At 34.6% G+C, this 18,474-nt stretch carries 15 protein-coding genes, 1 other RNA gene and 7 pseudogenes; 18 read left to right on the top strand and 5 right to left on the bottom strand.

The features are described from left to right. Positions 1–493: 493 nt before the first annotated feature. Positions 494–1,342, bottom strand: a pseudogene (locus OPR58_RS07865) (Mur ligase domain-containing protein); the annotation flags it as partial. Between the two features lie 52 nt (positions 1,343–1,394). Between OPR58_RS07865 and OPR58_RS07860 the strand changes: the two are divergent. From OPR58_RS07860 to OPR58_RS07810, 12 genes and pseudogenes are all read left to right on the top strand, one after another. Next, a pseudogene (locus OPR58_RS07860) lies at positions 1,395–2,021 on the top strand (IS6 family transposase). Positions 2,022–2,188: 167 nt separating this feature from the next. Then, positions 2,189–2,830, top strand: a complete 642-nt coding sequence (locus OPR58_RS07855; RefSeq protein WP_010401658.1) for an HAD family hydrolase — start codon at positions 2,189–2,191, stop codon at positions 2,828–2,830. Then, entirely contained in the window at positions 2,830–3,303 is a 474-nt protein-coding gene (locus OPR58_RS07850) for an RDD family protein (RefSeq protein WP_064085312.1), read from the top strand. Before OPR58_RS07855 ends, OPR58_RS07850 begins: the two co-directional genes overlap by 1 nt. A 53-nt stretch (positions 3,304–3,356) precedes the next feature. Continuing rightward, the gene (bfr, locus tag OPR58_RS07845) at positions 3,357–3,833 is read left to right on the top strand and encodes a bacterioferritin (RefSeq protein WP_265022398.1); all 477 of its coding nucleotides are present in this window, start codon (positions 3,357–3,359) and stop codon (positions 3,831–3,833) included. 1 nt (position 3,834) lies between these two features. Next, positions 3,835–4,446, top strand: coding sequence for an SURF1 family protein (locus OPR58_RS07840; protein ID WP_265022397.1), 612 nt, complete (start codon positions 3,835–3,837; stop codon positions 4,444–4,446). 39 nt (positions 4,447–4,485) lie between these two features. Next, positions 4,486–4,620 (top strand): annotated as a pseudogene (locus OPR58_RS11185) (recombinase zinc ribbon domain-containing protein); the annotation flags it as partial. A 249-nt stretch (positions 4,621–4,869) separates the two neighbouring features. Further along, positions 4,870–5,454: pseudogene (locus tag OPR58_RS11180) on the top strand (glutamate ligase domain-containing protein); the annotation flags it as partial. A gap of 120 nt (positions 5,455–5,574) precedes the next feature. Further along, positions 5,575–5,723, top strand: a pseudogene (locus OPR58_RS11415) (WPE palindromic element domain-containing protein); the annotation flags it as partial. 66 nt (positions 5,724–5,789) lie between these two features. Beyond that, the gene (eno, locus tag OPR58_RS07825) at positions 5,790–7,064 is read left to right on the top strand and encodes a phosphopyruvate hydratase (RefSeq protein ID WP_265022396.1); all 1,275 of its coding nucleotides are present in this window, start codon (positions 5,790–5,792) and stop codon (positions 7,062–7,064) included. Continuing rightward, complete coding sequence (gene cgtA / locus OPR58_RS07820) at positions 7,052–8,065, top strand: Obg family GTPase CgtA (protein ID WP_265022395.1); 1,014 nt, start codon at positions 7,052–7,054, stop codon at positions 8,063–8,065. The genes eno and cgtA overlap by 13 nt, the downstream gene beginning before the upstream one ends. Positions 8,066–8,513: 448 nt before the next feature. Then, positions 8,514–8,849: a transfer-messenger RNA gene (gene ssrA / locus OPR58_RS07815) on the top strand. Positions 8,850–8,865: 16 nt separating this feature from the next. Continuing rightward, complete coding sequence (locus OPR58_RS07810) at positions 8,866–9,294, top strand: ClpXP protease specificity-enhancing factor SspB (protein ID WP_010406729.1); 429 nt, start codon at positions 8,866–8,868, stop codon at positions 9,292–9,294. Positions 9,295–9,505: 211 nt separating this feature from the next. Here OPR58_RS07810 and OPR58_RS07805 read toward each other — a convergent pair. After that, a pseudogene (locus tag OPR58_RS07805) lies at positions 9,506–10,132 on the bottom strand (IS6 family transposase). 291 nt (positions 10,133–10,423) lie between these two features. On the opposite strand from OPR58_RS07805, the gene OPR58_RS07800 reads away from it, so the two are divergent. Next, complete coding sequence (locus tag OPR58_RS07800; RefSeq protein ID WP_010406361.1) at positions 10,424–11,200, top strand: enoyl-ACP reductase FabI; 777 nt, start codon at positions 10,424–10,426, stop codon at positions 11,198–11,200. A gap of 324 nt (positions 11,201–11,524) precedes the next feature. Here OPR58_RS07800 and OPR58_RS07795 read toward each other — a convergent pair whose 3' ends face one another. Further along, positions 11,525–12,484 carry an IS5 family transposase gene (locus OPR58_RS07795; protein WP_265022394.1) on the bottom strand — a complete coding sequence of 320 codons (960 nt, stop codon included), beginning with the start codon at positions 12,482–12,484 and terminating at the stop codon, positions 11,525–11,527. 94 nt (positions 12,485–12,578) lie between these two features. On the opposite strand from OPR58_RS07795, the pseudogene OPR58_RS07790 reads away from it, so the two are divergent. The 3 genes and pseudogenes from OPR58_RS07790 to OPR58_RS11315 all read left to right on the top strand — a co-directional run. Next, positions 12,579–13,266 (top strand): annotated as a pseudogene (locus OPR58_RS07790) (IS630 family transposase); the annotation flags it as partial. Positions 13,267–13,348: 82 nt separating this feature from the next. Next, a complete protein-coding gene (locus OPR58_RS07785) occupies positions 13,349–13,597 on the top strand; it encodes a DUF6444 domain-containing protein (protein ID WP_265022268.1) in 249 nt (82 codons plus the stop codon). Next, positions 13,597–13,773 (top strand): IS66 family transposase zinc-finger binding domain-containing protein, encoded by a 177-nt coding sequence (locus tag OPR58_RS11315; RefSeq protein WP_406846499.1) that lies wholly within the window; start codon positions 13,597–13,599, stop codon positions 13,771–13,773. The genes OPR58_RS07785 and OPR58_RS11315 overlap by 1 nt, the downstream gene beginning before the upstream one ends. 70 nt (positions 13,774–13,843) lie before the next feature. Here OPR58_RS11315 and OPR58_RS07775 read toward each other — a convergent pair whose 3' ends face one another. Next, entirely contained in the window at positions 13,844–14,809 is a 966-nt protein-coding gene (locus tag OPR58_RS07775) for an IS110 family RNA-guided transposase (RefSeq protein WP_264336652.1), read from the bottom strand. A gap of 279 nt (positions 14,810–15,088) precedes the next feature. Here OPR58_RS07775 and tnpC (OPR58_RS07770) point away from each other — a divergent pair, with 279 nt between their 5' ends. Both tnpC (OPR58_RS07770) and tnpC (OPR58_RS07765) read left to right on the top strand, forming a co-directional pair. Then, entirely contained in the window at positions 15,089–16,432 is a 1,344-nt protein-coding gene (tnpC, locus tag OPR58_RS07770) for an IS66 family transposase (RefSeq protein ID WP_265022247.1), read from the top strand. A 138-nt stretch (positions 16,433–16,570) separates the two neighbouring features. Then, positions 16,571–17,530 carry an IS66 family transposase gene (gene tnpC / locus OPR58_RS07765; protein WP_320109902.1) on the top strand — a complete coding sequence of 320 codons (960 nt, stop codon included), beginning with the start codon at positions 16,571–16,573 and terminating at the stop codon, positions 17,528–17,530. Positions 17,531–17,676: 146 nt separating this feature from the next. On the opposite strand, the gene lgt is transcribed toward tnpC (OPR58_RS07765), so the two are convergent. Then, the gene (lgt, locus tag OPR58_RS07760; protein WP_010402205.1) at positions 17,677–18,468 is read right to left on the bottom strand and encodes a prolipoprotein diacylglyceryl transferase; all 792 of its coding nucleotides are present in this window, start codon (positions 18,466–18,468) and stop codon (positions 17,677–17,679) included. Positions 18,469–18,474 lie beyond the last annotated feature (6 nt).

The raw sequence follows: 18,474 nt of genomic DNA, 5'->3' as shown, positions 1-18,474 counted from the left end.
TATCAGCTTAACAAGCTACGTTTACAACGGTCAGGCAATCAATATATCTCTTCTTGTTCTATCTGCAGTAGCGCTAGAACTTATTTTTACTGCCTATTTATTGTTTTCAAGATCTGGAGAAAATCTATAATCACCATATAGATCCTTCTCATTTCTAGTTATTGCGGTAATATGTATTGTAACTTTGCTGGCTGCTCTAGATGTATCTCTTCCAAATCACCTAATCTATATTAGTTAAAGAGTATTATCTTGCTCATGCGTCTAAAGTTTGAGAGCCAATTTTCAGCAATCCAATCAAATTCCAATTTTTTTCAAACAACTGTTTCTTGCTATTTTTGTACCTTAAAAAATTTAGCTTACTTTTACGCTAGCTTGTTCAAATAGCATTAGTACGATTTACTTTTTTTGAATGTAGAGATTTTCTAGGGATTGTCCTCTTAAATTCTATAGTATCTTGTTTAACATTGAAACGAGAATCCAGTTTCAAGCATTGAGGTGATGAAGAAAGGGCTGCTTTTATTCCACCCCTCTCAACTACTCGAGTAGTGGACAATGGAATACGATTACTTTCGTTTATACTAATCAGCACGTCAAATTCTATGCTATTATTGTGTTGTTTGATGTTGCTAGCTCTAATTTTACCATTTCCAAACCAAAACTTTATAGAATTACTCGCATCATGATTGATGTCTGCAGAATCAGGCAAAATAGCAAAATTCGCGTTGTTTACAAATCTAGAAAACGCATTTTTGATGTCGTTAAATGTACCGTAATGGTCTATATGGTCGTCATTAATACTTGTTACAACAGCAATATCTGCAGGAATTTTTAACATAGTTCCATCAGACTCATCAGCCTCAATTAAGAAAATGTCACTTTTGCCAAGTTTTGCATTACTCTGATAGGAATTTAATATTCCTCCAACAATTACAGTGGCGTCAGCACCAGAATGATCAAAAATGGAAGCAATCATAGCTGTCGTCGTCGTCTTGCCACTTGAACCTGAAACTGCTATCACATATTTACCTTTCATAATTTTAACCAGCATGTCTGACCTATGCAAAACGGTTTTATTGTTATTTCTTGCTGCAACTAGCTCCACATTATCAGGTTTTATTGCGGAAGAATGTACAACTATTTGAGCTTGTCTAATACTACTTGCATCGTGACCAATATAGACCTCTATACCTAATTTTTGTAACCTATCTATATTGTCGTTTGATCGCGTATCACTGCCTTGAATTTTATAACTGGAATTATGAAGAATTTCAGCAATTGCGCTCATTCCAATTCCACCTATACCGATTATATGTATTACTTCTTTTTTAGGGTTCTGTCGCATTTGTAGGGAAGTAGAAAGAAGAATGATATAATTGTCTAAAAAAAAAGCAAAGATGTTTCGTATCAATCAAAAATTGTTGCCATATTTCAAAGGATTTAGCTTTTCAGCGGATGTTATCTGTATACATGAAATGTCGATTCTCTTTGAGCTATCGAAATTTGGAAGAAATGATGAGTATAAGGGAAGCAAAATGCTACGTTACAAAGGTGGATTATCACCACTGATAGATGAGGCAGTAAGGAAAAGAAAGAAGCAGGTTGGTAGTAGTTGGAGAGACTTACATTAAATTAAACGGTAAATGGGTTTATTTATATACTGTAGACTTCCTCTTGTGTGTTAGTAGAGACAAGTCTGCAGCACTTGCATTCTTTCGTAAAGCCTTCAGGAGTAACTATCTTCCTGAGAAAATTGTAATTGATAAAAGCGGCAGTAATACTGCTGCTCTTGATGATTTGAATGCAGAAATTTCTGAAGATTACAGTCCTTCAAATAAAATATCTAAATAATATTGTTGATAGATTTATCAAAAAACTAATAAAGCCAATGCTTGGGTTTAAAAGCTTCCATTCCGCAAAGATTACCATCACAGGCATAGAAAATATTCGTATGATTCAAAAAAGACAAATTATTAAATAATGTTTCTACTTTTGAGAATTTTGCTATGTTAATGGCTTCATAACTCCTATAATCCCACCTTTAATGATCTTCTTTCCTATGGTTTATAGATGCGACAGAACCATATAATATAACCAGTGTATTAGGTTACTATGTAAAAATGATTAACATAGAAGCTTTATCATCAAAATATTATTTACTTATTAGTTTAAAATACGTCACAATATAAAAATGAAAAATAGCCGATTAGCGGTAGTATTCGATTGGGATAATACCTTAGTTGATACTCAAGATAATATTTCTAATGCCATTAAGCATACTTTAGATTTGATGGGATCTGGCAGTAAAGTTGTTGATAGAAATTCTCATGAATCAAGAAAGAGCTACATGGTCAATTTGTTTGGTGATCAGTGGAAAAAAGCGAATCAGATATATCAAAAATACCTAGATAATGCATTGTTACAAAATATTACTCTGAATGAAGGAGTAGAGAAAATGCTGCAGACACTGAAAAGCCACAATATTTACCTAGCGATAGTTAGCAATAAGAAAAATACTAATTTACGTCAAGAAGTTGCCTACTTTAAACTAGATTCTTACTTTGAAAGAATAGTTGGATCATGTGATACTGCAGAAGATAAGCCATCTGCAACTCCACTGCTATTTGCACTAGAGGAGAGTACGCTACCTGTAAATAGAGAAAATGTGTTTTTTGTTGGTGACAGCATCACAGACATTCTATGTGCACAAAATGCAAATTGCTTACCTATTGTATACGGACAATCAATAAGAGGTTATGAAGATTTGTTATATTTTCAACATTTTAATAAACTTACAGAATTCATAGTAAAGTATTTGAAAGATAGGTGGTAATGACAGAGATCGCTAGTGTACACAGGCGCTTTTGCGCATATTTAATAGATGTAGCAATTTTATTAATTCCAACCTTACTAATTGTGTTGTCATTAGGGGATTTTCCATTAATTTTACACCTGTCATACATGTGTATAAATTGTGGCTACTTTACATATTTTATATCTTCAACAGCTCAAGCAACTCCTGGTCAACAGTTAATGAATATATATACTATCACTTTAGATAGTTCTAAAATAGGTTTGAGCTTAGCATTTGATCGCACTATCTCTCAGTTTTTTCTTCCTATGCTAAATAATTCAATTATCACCTTTATCAAACTTTTTCAAACATCAGTAAATGCTTTAAGTACACTAGAAGTGATTATAGTGATGCTTACCTTCAGTTGGTATTTAGTTGCTTGCTTCTCTCAGAGGAAACAGGCATTTCATGATGTGCTATTTGATACGATTGTTGTGAGAAAAATGAATTGATGTTGCCTTGATTGTTATGTAGATTACATTGGTATATTAGCTAAAGAAAGGTTATGAATAAAGAAATAGTAGAACATTTAAATAAATTACTTACAAATGAGCTGACTTCTGTACGCCAGTATCTTTTGCATTCTGCGATTCTTAAAAATAGCGGAATCAATAAACTTGCAGAAAAGATGAGAAAGGAGCTTAATGAAGAACTTGAGCATGCAAATAGGCTGGCAGAAAGAATTTTACTGCTTGAGGGCATGCCAAATTTTCAAGATACAAATAAAATCTCAAAGTATGAAGGAAAGTTCACAAAAGATACAATGCAGAAAATCTTAGAAGATAATTCTAACTTAGAAGAAGAAGGTATCAAGGGCATCAAAGAGGCAATTTCCGTTGCTGAAAAAGAAAAGGATTTCGTGAGTGTAATGTTATTAGAAGGACTACTGAAAAATGAGGAAGAGCACTTACATTGGATCAAAGAACAGATTGACCTTATTGAGCTTATGGGTATTGAAAATTACTTGAGAACACAAATATAGAGTGTTAAGAAAAACAGTATTTATTTTCATTATACCTTTTTTACTTCTTTTTTCACTCGGGTTATGGCAGTTATTTAGATTGAGCTGGAAGAATAATATTATCAAAAATATGGATCTTCCAGTTATTCATCTACTGCCTAGTGATAATCTTTCAAAGTTTAACTACAGAAACGTTAAAATCGGCGGAATTTTAAGTGATATAGAACTATATGTTTTCGCAGGTCAACGTGGCTATCATGTGCTGTCTCCTATGTTGCTTATCAATGGACATTACATGTTAATAAATAAAGGAATAGTCAGAGAAAAAAAAGAAGAAAAAGCAAAAATTGAAAAAGTAGCTGCTGATGGCGTTTTGTATTGTGATGGTAGCAAAAATTGGTTTATCAAAAATGATATTGCTTCAAATACATGGTTTACCCTAAGTACAGAAGAGATCTCCAATGAACTAGGTATTAAGCTAGAGAAATGTATATTGTGGCAAGATAATTTTGGTGGCAAATTGACTATACAGCCAATAAAGCATCTTGAATACGCAATTACTTGGTTTGCACTTTCCTTGATTTGGCTCATTATGTGCGTATTTTACTATAGGCAAAATATATATAAGTCGTAGAGATACAGTGTGGAAAAAGAAAAGCTACAAATAGAAAAAATGCAACAAAGTGGAAGAAAATACTTATTACAAGGGTTAGTGATATGTCAGTGTTGCAAATCCGTTTATTATGGAATGAGTAATGCTAAGGGAGGAAGAAGTTACTATCGTTGTCCTGGAAAACGTTTTGGTGAATGTAACAGCAAATCAATACGCGCAGATATACTAGAAGGGGTAGTATGGGAAGAAGTGAAGATGTTAAGAGGGCATATAACGAAGGAAAAGTGTGATTTATCAGAGGTAGATTGGGAGACTAAATTTAATATAATTAGAAAGTTAGTTCAGCGTATTGAAATTGATGATGATAATGTACATATGGTGTTTCGATTAAAAGAACTCTCTCTCGAAGGACAAAAAGAAGATATTCAACCTTGTACAAGAATTATAAAGAATGTAGTGCTATCAAATGCAATAGGAATGCATAAAGTTAGCAACGCCCTGGCTGCAATATCAGCTGCAGTGAAACTTGGAATTAGTGATGAAGAGATTAAAAAAGGTCTTTTGGAATTTAAAGGAGTAGCAAGGAGATTTTCTTTAATTGCCGATATTAAAGGTGTTAAGTTAATTGAGGATTATGCTCACCACCCAAATGAAATACAGGCAACCCTGGCAGCAGCACGTTCGATTGCTAAAAGAAAGGTAATAGGAATTATCGAGCCGCTTCGTTTTGCTCGTATTCGTAATTTTTTTGATGAGTTCGTACGAATTTTCATGATGTTTGATTATGTAATTCTCACTCCTGTCCATCCTCCAGAAGATAAGCCTATTCCTGGCTGTGGAATTGATGATATACAAAAAGCCTTGATCAGTAATGGGTTTAATGATGTGAAGATTATGAATGATGCTTTACTCATTTCACATTTTATTAGTAATTCGACAAGTTCAGGAGATGTAGTATTATTTATTGGTGCTGGTAGTAATATAGCTAAACTAGCGAAAGAAACTGCAAAGCTGCTGCTAGTAAAATAAACTTAAGCATTGGTGATTTATATGATAAAATTGTGTAGTAAAACTGGATCCCAGTGTCTAGGCAAACAACTGTACAGACATTGCGATATGGGGATAGCTTCCATTAAGAATGGTGTCATCCCAGTGCCCAGACACTGGGATCCAGAAGACTTAACTTTAAATAAGTGGCTGTATAATAAAAACTGGATTCCAGTGTCAAGCACTGGAATGACACCATCTGCTACTCAAATTATCTGTTTATCTGTAGGTTGCAATGTTCGTACACTGAAATGTTACAGCGCTGGGGTGACATTTCCCGAACGTGAACACAATTGTGAATCTAGTGGAGGTTTAGCATGATGAAAAAGACGATCAGCAGTGTATTTGCAAGAGAAATTTTAGATAGCAGGGGTTACCCAACAATTGAGGTAGAAATAGAACTATGTGATGGAGCAACAGGTAGAGCCGCTGTCCCTTCTGGGGCTTCGACCGGTAAACTAGAAGCATTGGAGCTGAGAGATCAAGATGAAAAAAGGTATTGTGGTAAAGGAGTGCTGAAAGCTGTTCAATCTGTGAGTGGAGTGATAGCAAATAAAATCATTGGCATGGATGCAGCAAACCAGAGTGCAATTGATAAAGTTTTAATTGAACTAGATGGAACAAAAAATAAATCTAAACTTGGAGCAAATGCAACTTTGGGTGTGTCTCTTGCTGTTGCAAAAGCAGCAGCAAACAGCTTTAAAATGCCGTTATATAAGTATTTGGGAGTAGGGGAAGAGCAGATGCCAGTTCCGCTAATTAACGTCATTAATGGTGGAGTACATGCAGATAATAAACTCGATTTTCAAGAATTTATGATTCTTCCGGTTGGTGCTGAAACTTTCAGTGAAGCAATCAGAATATCTGCAGAGGTATTTCATAACTTGCGCAGCATTCTTAAGAAAAAAGGTTATAGCACAAACGTAGGAGATGAAGGTGGTTTTGCACCAAACATTGGAAGCACTGAAGAAGCTCTTAATTTGATAATTCAGGCTGTTGAATCTGCTGGTTATTCGATGAAAAATCACTTTGCACTGGGTCTTGATGTTGCTTCATCTACTTTTTATGAAAATAGAGTTTACAAATTTGAAAACAGAGAACTCACTTCAGAGGAATTGGTTCAGTATTATTTTGACCTTGTAGGCAAATATCCAATAATTTCTATAGAAGATGCAATGAATGAAGACGACTATGAAGGTTGGAAATTACTTACTGCAAAATTGGGAAGTAAAATTCAATTAGTCGGGGATGATTTATTTGTTACAAATTGTGAACTAATAAGTAAGGGAATAGAGGAAAAAATGGCAAATTCTGTACTAATTAAACCAAATCAAATAGGAACGCTTACGGAAACTTTTGCTGCTATTGAAATGGCAAAATCAAATGGCTATAGGGCTATTATTTCGCATCGCTCAGGTGAAACAGAAGATACAACGATATCCCACATAGCGGTTGCATCGAATTGTGGACAAATCAAGACTGGCTCGCTGTCGCGTTCTGATAGGCTTGCAAAGTATAATGAATTAATGAGAATAGAAAGTTCATTAGGAGAAAATGCTAAATATTATCGTGGGTTGGCATGGATTTCATAGATGAAGTTAAATTATATTTAAAAGCAGGTGATGGTGGCGATGGCTGCGCTAGTTTTCGTCGAGAAAAATTCGTTGAATTTGGTGGCCCAAACGGTGGTAATGGGGGCAGGGGAGGAGACATAATTTTCATCAGTGATGCAAATCTCAACACTTTGCTTAATTTTCGTTGTCGAAGACATATTAAAGCGAGTAGTGGAAAAAGTGGTACAAGTAGAGATAAATCTGGCACAGCAGGAAAAGATATTATACTTAAAGTTCCAGTTGGTACACAAATAATCGATGAAGAAAGTGAGGAAATAATAGTAGATCTTGATAAACCTGACATGGAATTTCAAGTAGTGAAAGGTGGAAAAGGTGGGCTTGGAAATACTAACTTTAAATCTGCTACTAATAGGGCACCAAGACATTTTACCCATGGTCAGCCCGGTGAAGAAAGAAATATAATATTGAAGCTAAAAGTTTTATCTGATGTTGGCATTATTGGTATGACAAATGTAGGTAAATCTAAATTTTTAACCCGCTGCTCGAATTCTGATACGAAAGTAGGCGATTATGAATTTACTACTATAAGACCACATTTAGGTGTAGCAAAAGTGGATTATAGCGAAATTGTAATAGCAGATATTCCTGGAATAATCGCTGATGCTCATCTTGGAGTTGGGCTCGGACACAAATTTTTAAAGCACATAGAAAGGTGCAAAATTTTACTGCATTTAATTGATGTAACTCACGATGACATTATTTCAGCTTATAATTGTACGCATAATGAACTGAAGCTTTACAATAGCGATCTTGTTGAAAAAGAGGAAATTGTAGTGTTAAATAAATGTGACTTATTGGAAGAAACAGAAATTCTTGAGAAGAAGAATCATTTAGCCAATTATCTTGATAGAGAAGTACTGTGCTTATCAATCGACGATGATTTACAGCCCATCTTAAGATTATTAAATGAAAAAGTGAAAATTAAGGAAATTAATGTATATGATCCTTTTAAGATGTGAATTTTTTATTTGACAATCAAAGTCTGGATTCCAGTGGGTAATTTTCCACAGTTGTCTGCATTTTTTGTTCCACAACTTATCTTTTTTTCGGCTTGTGCCATTTCTCATACTGTCTCTTGCTTTCTTGAACTCAGAAATTCAATAGCTACAAAAGCATTTGAGTAGTTTTTTGTTAAGAATTAGGCATAGAATCCCCCATATTTATTAATAAAGAACAGAAAAAATGTAACGCACATACGACAGAGATTAAGCATATGTGTGCACCCATTTGCGCTGAAGAAGATACTCTACATTCTTTACTGAGTTTGATTATTTGATAAAAAAGTCTGCAGACGAAGATAGATTTTGAGCTCTAAAAATATCTCTACTTTGATTATACTAAGATTAGATAAATAGGCGAAGTAATTTTTATATTAATTTTTTAGCTTACAACCGATTTTACGTTCAACAACTTGACATTTATTCAATACTACTGTATAATAAAGATGTGCATTTTTTGTACTATGGCAATAAAATTACCTTGTAATAGGTGTATTGGACCCGAGGGCAGTACTCGGCGCCTCCACCATATTTTTTGATTGATACGGGGGCGAGTAAGGATCGACATGCATAGTAAAGATGGTAGCTTTGCTCGGTTAGATACCACCGCTAAGAGTTCACAATTTAGATGCAAACGATAACTTTGCTGCTGAAGACAATGTTGCATTAGCTGCTTAATTTAGGCACTATAACTTCATTGCTATAAGCACGGTTTAGGGAACGCCGGGTAACAGAAGTTCCCCCAAACATGTAAGGGTTATATGGATAAAACAGATTATCAGAAGTCGCTTAGTTATGCTAAATTTCAAGTTATCAAAAAGGCTTTGAATACTATATTAGATAATGTTTTTACTCCTCACTTAGAGATACTGTTTTTTACGCGCTTTAATGGTGTTGTCATACCAGACTACTTGAAAGAATCATACCCTACTCAAATGCTTATTATATTACAGCATCAATTTTTTGGTCTAAAAGTTCTTGAAGATAAGTTTAGCGTCAGTTTGAGCTTTCGTGGAAAACAAGAACAAGTCACTGTACCGTTTTTTGCTATTAGTGAGTTTCATGATAAAATTTCAGGAGATACTTTAGTATTTAGCGTTGATTCTGATAAAGAATATGAAAGTGAGAAATGTGCTGAAAAGTCATCAAATGGTAGTATTATATCTATAGATCAACTTTACGATAAGTAGTTACTTCATTTTATAAATAAAAAATATTGTATCTGTTCAGGATATCGACAAGACCATAGAGTAAAAGTGAGTTTATAACAAATGGTATCATTTGAGTAGCTGACATTGGCTTTCACATAAAAAACGTTTAAAGCGCTTTCATATTTACCAACGGTTCTGTCGCATCTATAAACCACAGGAAAGAAGATCATTAAAGGTGGGATTATAGGAGTTATGAAGCCATTAACATAGCAAAATTCTCAAAAGTAGAAACATTATTTAATAATTTGTCTTTTTTGAATCATACGAATATTTTCTATGCCTGTGATGGTAATCTTTGCGGAATGGAAGCTTTTAAACCCAAGCATTGGCTTTATTAGTTTTTTGATAAATCTATCAACAATATTATTTAGATATTTTATTTGAAGGACTGTAATCTTCAGAAATTTCTGCATTCAAATCATCAAGAGCAGCAGTATTACTGCCGCTTTTATCAATTACAATTTTCTCAGGAAGATAGTTACTCCTGAAGGCTTTACGAAAGAATGCAAGTGCTGCAGACTTGTCTCTACTAACACACAAGAGGAAGTCTACAGTATATAAATAAACCCATTTACCGTTTAATTTAATGTAAGTCTCTCCAACTACTACCAACCTGCTTCTTTCTTTTCCTTACTGCCTCATCTATCAGTGGTGATAACCCACCTTTGTAACGTAGCATTTTGCTCCCCTTATACTCATCATTTCTTCCAAATTTCGATAGCTCAAAGAGAATCGACATTTCATGTATACAGATAACATCCGCTGAAAAGCTAAATCCTTTGAAATATGGCAACAATTTTTGATTGATACGAAACATCTTTGCTTTTTTTTAGACAATTATATCATTCTTCTTTCTACTTCCCTACAAATGCGACAGAACCGAAAATATTCGTATGATTCAAAAAAGACAAATTATTAAAATAATGTTTCTACTTTTGAGAATTTTGCTATGTTAATGGCTTCATAACTCCTATAATCCCACCTTTAATGATCTTCTTTCCTATGGTTTATAGATGCGACAGAACCTTTTTTATACGTTAGCTACAGTTAAAACATAATTGACTTTGCCTAGTTAATATTTCAAATTATAAAAAAGGCAAATAATTCTATGATATTGCAGGGCAAAAAAGGGTTAATAACCGGAATAATAAATAAAAGGTCAATAGCATATGGTATAGCACAGACCCTCTCAGAACATGGAGCTGAGCTTGCAATCACTTATCAAAATGAAACAATAAAAGAGAAATTATTACCAATAGCAAGTGAATTAAATGTAGAGTTAATATTGCACTGTAATGTTTCAAATGAGGAAACTATAGATAATGCTTTTAAGGAAATAAAGGAGAAGTGGGGTGCTATTGATTTTTTGGTACATGCAATAGCATTCTCCGATAAAAATGAGCTAAATGGTAAATATGTCAATACTTCACTAAACAACTTTATTAATGCAATGCATATATCGTGCTATTCTTTTACTGCTTTAGCGCAAAGAGCGGAAAAAATGATGTTAAATGGCGGTAGTTTACTTACTTTATCCTACTATGGTGCTGAAAAAGTTATGCCAAATTATAATGTGATGGGTTTATGTAAAGCAGCACTTGAAGCAAGTGTAAAATATATAGCATGTGATCTCGGACCACAGAACATCAGAGTAAATGCAATTTCTGCTGGTCCAATCAGAACTTTGGCATCTTCTGGAATAAGTGACTTTCACTCCATATCGGAATGGAATAGAAGTAATTCTCCACTTAGACGCAATGTTACAATAGAAGATGTTGGCAAGGCAGCACTATACTTATTAAGCGACCTGAGTAGTGGTACAACTGGAGAAATTTTACATGTTGATTCAGGGTATAATGTTGTGGGAATGAAGATAGTAGACTAATACAGTACTGCAGATGCATGTGAAGCCTGTGTTTTTTTGTTATCCGAGTAATTGACATTGGAGCCCAGTGTCAGCTACTCGAATGACAACATTTTTTAATTAAATCTCGCACATTAACCATAGAGTTATTATTTTATAAGTATTTGTTGCTGCTGATCTTCTATTTTTATAGCCCTTCTCATAATAGTCCAAAAAGAGTAAGATATGGATTGATAGTAGTGGAAGGTAAGGATGCCAGTAGCATATAGTTATGACTTAAGAAAAAAGGTAATGGAAGCATGGCTTTGTTGCATAGCACTGATAGGCATGTAAATCACAATGAACTTACGCAGCTAATTTAAATTTAGCCATACCAATATCAGTAAATTTGTTCAGTAAGTAGCACTTAATTAACAGCTCTTTTTCACGATTTACCTCTGATTTATTTTTCAAGCCAAACCCAAATATTTGCTTCAACCTATAGAAAAAGACTTCAATATAAGACCGTGCTCCATACTTAACTTTTTTCTTCCATTCATTAATACCATCTTCATAATTCTCATATGACCTAATTCTACTAATATACTTGTTTCTTTCTGATAAGTAGTCAGCTAAACAAATTTTAGTATCCTTCCTAGGGCGAATAATAGGCACAATATTGTATTTTCTGCATTCTTTATACACACTTTTTATATCATAAGCCGCATCTGCTCGAATAGAACAAATGTTATATTTATCACTGACTTCTTCTAACATATCGCAGACCGGCAAATAGTCTACAGCAACACCACTAGTGTAGTTCATGCTTATTGCTTTCTTATCATTTATGTTTAAAATAACATGTAATTTTCTTACTTGACCATAACCACTGTATTTTCTTTTTTGAATATTAAGCTTACTATGCCCACCGTTATTATTGTAGATACTAACTCTAGTGCTATCTACGGCAATTTCAACATTTTCCAGATCATCTTTATTGCTTCTATGGTCATCAATCTTCAAATTAAGCTTTTTAAATCTTCTGGAAGCTTGTGTATAGCTGATAATCTTAAGTTTTTTGCCTATTTGTACCATATAACCTTTTACAAAACCTACAGCTTGTCTCAAGCCAATTCTAAAAAGATGAACTATTATGTGTATTAAAATTACAACTTTATCACTATAAGTGTTATTGCCACCTGCAACTTTTGGACTATTTTCATACCAATTTTCTATGGCTTGATTAACAAAATGAAAAACATTTCCTCTTTTTTTTAGAAACTCATTATATTCTCTTTGGTTACTTACTCTCATTTTTTGTGGCATAAGTTATACTTGTTTGAAAAATGCCTATTTTACAACAAAATGCGTTAGTAACCATAAGCTTTTCTCCTTACAATAACCTCAACCAACACTAGCTATGCAACAAAGCCTGGAAGCATTGGATGAAGGAGAGAGTGGAGAAACTGTTGCCAAGAGATTTAAGATCGGAAAAACAACTTTATATGAGTGGAAGAAAAGACGTGAGAAAATGGGAGATTTTCAGTCAAAAAAGCCTGGAAGCGTGGCATAAAATTACCGACTGGAATGCATTTGCCGAATTTGCAAATGAGCAAGGTGGCAAAACTCAGTCAGAGATGCTGGGGCAATATTAGTAGACAAACAATTCATCGAGCACTTAAAAATATAGGATTCACAAGAAAAAAAAGACCTACGGATATAAAGAAAGAAATGAAGAAAAGCGAGCTCAATTTTCAAAGGTTATAGCAACAAAAGAACCTAAAGAATTAGTGTATATAGATGAGTCTGGCATTGATAACACTGAACCTATGGGTATTGCCAGAAAGGACAGCGGTTTTATGCCCTAAAATCTGGGAAGAAAACTCAACGAATTAGCATGGTTGCAGCCTTAAGTGGAAGAAAAATAATTGCTCCGTTAACCTTTGAAGGCCACTGCAATATGGATATCTTTAATAAATGGTTTGAGCAGTTTCTGACACCGATTTTGGAACCTGGACAAACTGTTATCCTTGATAATGCTACTTTTCATAAGTCTAATAAGATTTGCTAAAGGAGTTGGTGCAGAAATTTTATATCTTCCTCCATATGTAACCGTTCACGGAGATAAGGTGGTTTACAAAGTAAGTATAAAAGTGTAAAGAGATAGGAAGCTAAATATGGAATGGGTAAATGACAACAGTGCTGCAAGAAAAGGTTGTAGCAGAAAACGCTAATCTCAAGGAAGAAATAAAAGCACTGATCAGAGAAAATGATAGCTTGAAAGCAAAAATAGTTGAATTAGAAGACAAATTGGGCTTAAATTCGCAAAATTCTCATCGCTGCCACCATCACGAGATATATATCGTAAGAAAGCAAAAAAGAAAAGTGATAAAAAACCAGGAGGTCAGCCAGGACATAAGGTGCATAAGCGTGAATTAATGGCTGCAGACGAGGTAGTGAGATGCACAATTGATACAATTTGTATGTGTGGAGGTAAGATTACTTTAGAAGATGAAATTATTCATCAGAAGGCAGAGTTGCCAGAAATTAAGCCAATTGTAACTGAGTACAGGTTGCAAAGAGGACATTGTAGCAGTTGTGTTAAAAGTCAATAGAAAAATTGATGTAGCTGTGAATAAGTACTTAAAATTTGTGTGGGCGTACTTATTCACAGCTATGCTATTGCTATATAGAAGCAGTTTTAGGGCTATACTCCTCAGTAAACAGTCTACCGTCTCTTACTAAAGAGTTAGCAAGGATAAGTAATTTTCTCATTGCAGCAGTAGAGGTAACTTTATATGGTTTTTTATATTGATTGTATAGCCTATCAAAGAAGATTTTTATATAAGAATTGTACCTTTGCGCACTAAGAATGCACATATGTAAAACCTTTCTAATTTGTGATCTACCACCCTGAATACACCTTTTTCCCTTACTAAAACCACTATCTCGATTAAAAGGTGCAACTCCGGAAAGGCTGGATATTTCTTTATGTTGGAGAGTTCCAAGCTCGGGTAGATAACAAATAAAAGTAATAGCTGTTATTGCACCTACACCAGGTATACTAGTTATTGACATGTACTTTTTTTTAAGCTCTTGATTTTTATCGACTAATTCCATTACCTCATCTTCTAAGACTTGAATTTGATTTTGTAAAACTGCAAGTAGCTCTTCCATTTGTTTGATTATAGATAAATCGGTTACTTGATGAGCTTGGGTTTTTTGTATTTTTGCTATTTCTACTAGTTGATTCCTGCGAGATAATTTTTGCTTCAAACAGTCAATACTACTAACTTTTAAAGGAGTGACACGCATGTCTGTATTACTAACATAACGTGAGATGATGCTACAGTCTATTTTATCAGTTTTAGTAGCAATACCAAGGCTTTTTGCATAATCTCTCACCCATCTTGGTTGAATGACATATACTTCAAAACCATGGCTTAATAAAGTATAAGCACATAATTTTTCGTACCCACCAGTTGCTTCAAGTCCAACTTTGGTTACGTTATGTAAACGCAAAAAGTCGATTATTTGATCAATAGCTTGAACGTTATTTTCAAATACTTTATGATGTCCAAGTGGATGAATATGGATATCTAGTTTATTTTTGCTAATATCAATGCCAGTAATAATATTTGATAAATTCATAATCCCTCCATAAATAATGTGTATACTGCATTTTCCACCCTTATATACGAGCCTAAAAGCTCAACCAGTTGTTCGGAACTTTCAGTATAATAAACCAGAGAGGAGAACCTGTAACCGTTCACGCAATGGCGTCAACTTAAGAGCCTTCATTAGCAGACTCTCCTAAAGACATGATGGCGTTTAGGCTTATCAACTTTGTCCATTCACGGTATAAGAAAGTAGTTTACAAAAATTGCATAATTAGTATAAAAAACAATAAACTAGATAGATGAGGGGTTGATGATAGAGGTGCTACAAGAAAAGATTGTGGTATTGGAGTCAGAAGTTGGTACTCTGAAAGCAGAGAATGATAAGTTAAGGACAAAAATAATTGAGCTAGAGGATAAGCTGGGTTTAAATTCAAAAAATTCATCGCTGCCACCATCGCAAGATGTATATCGCAAAAAGACAAAAAAGAAGAGCGATAAAAAACCAGGCGGGCAGCCAGGACATGAAGCGCACAAGCGGGAATTGATGGTAGCAGATGAGGTGGTAAAATGTTCAATTGATACAATTTGCATGTGTGGAAGCCAAGTTATTTTAGAAGAAGAAACTGTGCATCAAAAGGTTGAATTGCCAAAAATTAAACCGATAGTGACTGAATATAGGCTACAAAAAGGCTACTGTAAGGCGTGTAAGAAAAGGATCTCAGCTAGTCTGCCTGAAGGTGTGACAAGGGATCTTTTAGGAGCTAATGCAAAAGCAGTAATTAGCAGTTTTAGTGGATTTTTTATCAATTCAAAAAGGGAAGTACAGCAAATTTTGAGCAGCATATTTAATCTGAATATAAGCCTAGGTTTGGTATCAAAGACCGAGGGTAGAGTATCAGAAAAATGTATATCTGAATACGAAAAAATAAGAGAAGAGCTACGGAAAAGCAAGTATTTACATATAGATGAAACAAGCCATAGGAACCAGGGAAAGAAAGGTTGGAGTTGGGTAGTAACGAATAAAACAGCAACACTTATGAAGTTAGTTGGATCTCGCGGAAAGAAGATATTAAAAGGGCTATTGCCAGAGTATGATGGAATAGTTATAAGCGATAGGTATGCTGCGTATAATTACTTTAATCGTGAAAACAGACAGATATGCTGGGCCCATTTAGCAAGGGACTTTGAAAGGTTTTTTTACAGTAAAAATGTTGAAGTGAGCAGAATTGGCGCAGCATTAAAATCGCTGAGCAACAGGGTATTTGTGGTAGATAGAGCACGTAAACAAAACCTGATAGACAATTTAAGATTTTTCCGGTTAATGAGGAAGATTCGAAAAAGGGTGAAACATTTTTTGCGAGAGATAACAAGGGTTGCAAAAGGAACTCAGGCCTCGAGAATGGCTGCCAATATACTACGTTCTGAAGATATGATGTGGAGATTCGTGCGCAATCCTGATCTGATCGAGACAACCAATAACCTTGCAGAACGTCAGGCTAGACGGTACGTCATTTATCGTAAAAATAGTTTTTTCACTTGGTCAGAACGTGGAGAAAAGTTCATTGAAAGAATGCTTTCGATATTTTTGACTGCACGTTTGAATGATCAGAATCCTGTCCAGAAACTACAGAATTTAGTCGCTATTCCTGCCTAATTGGGAATATTCCGTGAACGGTTACAGGAGAACCTTGCTGCAAAACGGTCCTTATGACCAAGAGTATGTACGGTTCCTCCTCTCTGCGTGTCTTTATACCGCCATTTCGTGACATTTATAAAGACTTGTTTTTAACATATAAGAGTATGTAATAAAAGAATTACAGCAAATTTACCCGAAGGTGTTGCAAGAGATTTTCTAGGACCCAATGCTAAAACAGTTATAAGCAGCCTTAGCGGCTTTTTTATTAACTCAAAAAGAGAGGTACAGCAAATTTTGGGCAGTATTTTTAATCTAAATATAAGCCTTGGTTTAGTCTCAAATACTGAACGCAGGGTATCGAAGAAGTGTGCATCTGAATATGAGAAAATGAAGGAAGAGTTGCAAGGAAGCGAGTATTTGCATATAGACGAAACAGGGCACAGAAATCAAGGAAAGAGAGGCTGGAGTTGGGTAATAACAAACAAAGCGTTGACACTTCTGAAGGTAAGCGAGTCTCGTGGTAAGAAGGTGTTGAAGAGTTTACTGCCAGAATATGATGGTATAGTTGTGAGCGATAGATACGCTGTATACAATTACTTCAATCGTGAAAATAGACAGATATGTTGGGCACATCTGGCAAGAGATTTTGAGAGATTTGCCCATAGTAAAAATGTTGAAGTGAGCAAAATTGGCCAAGCACTAAAATCGCTCAGCAATAAGGTGTTTGTAGTAGATAAGGCAAAAAAACAAAATTTGATAGATAATTTGAGATTTTATCGACTGGTGCGAAAAATTCGGAAAAGGGTAAAACATTTTTTACGTAAAATGACGAGGGTTGCAAATAGCACTCAAGCTTCAAGAATGGCCGCTAAGATGTTACGATCTGAGGATATGATGTGGAAGTTTTTAAGAAAACCTGAAGTGATAGAAACAACTAATAACCTTGCAGAACGGCAAATTAGACGGTACGTAATTTATCGTAAAAACAGCTTTTTCACCTGGTCAGAACGTGGAGAAAGATTCGTGGAAAGAATGTTGTCGATATTTTTGACATCACGTCTAAATGGCCAGAACCCCTTTCAAAAGCTACAGAATCTAGTAGCTGTCACTGCTTAGTTCTTTAATTCATTCTCACAATCCGTGAACGGTTACGGTTTGCTGGTCTTACATTTATTCTCTGCAAGACAAAAAATTCACATAATTGTACATAGTATGGAATAAATAAACTTCCACTATATTTTTCGATTAAACTTACCTTTTCTCTATTGAACAGATTTCGTATTAAATCTTAAGCTCAACGCACCTAAATATATAAGCATTCCCAGCAAAATCATAGGTATAGAAAGAAATTGTCCCATAGTTAAATTGAACCATAAATAGCCAATTTGATAGTCTGGCTCGCGGAAAAATTCAACCACAAAACGTGCTATTCCATACCACATAACTGCAATACCAGTTGTTGCACCGTAATACAGTTTCACTCTAGTCAAGAAAAACAGTGAATTTGCAACTACAAAAAGTAGCGCTCCTTCAAAAAATGCCTCATAAAGTTGGCTTGGATGGCGCAATAAATTATCACCATTTTCTGGAAATACCATACCCCACGGCATATTTGTAACCCTGCCAAATAACTCTCCATTTATAAAATTACCTATGCGGCCTAGAAGTAAACCTATCGGAACTCCACAAGAAATTAGATCCAGTGTGTAAAATATAGGAATGTTATGTCTTCTACAGGAGATTATTACTGCAAGCAAAACTCCTATAGCACCGCCATGAAATGACATACCTCCTTCCCAGGTCTTTAGTATTTCGATAGGATTGCTTATATAGAGAACTGGATCATATATCAATACGTACCCAAGCCTACCTCCAAGGATAATGCCTATAATAACGGCTGTTAATAACGAATCGTAAAAATTCTTAGTAAATATTTTTTGATTGTCTAGCTTATGTAAATACCAATATGCAAAAACTATACCCAAAACATATGCTAAAGAGTACCAATATATAGAAACAGGACCGATGCTAAAAATAACTGGACTTAAAGACATATTTTA

Origin of the sequence: Wolbachia endosymbiont (group B) of Ischnura elegans, assembly GCF_947251585.1 — a bacterium.
Taxonomy (GTDB): Bacteria; Pseudomonadota; Alphaproteobacteria; order Rickettsiales; family Anaplasmataceae; genus Wolbachia.
Note: the sequence above shows the minus strand (reverse complement) of the source record. Positions and strands in the feature narration are given on the sequence as shown.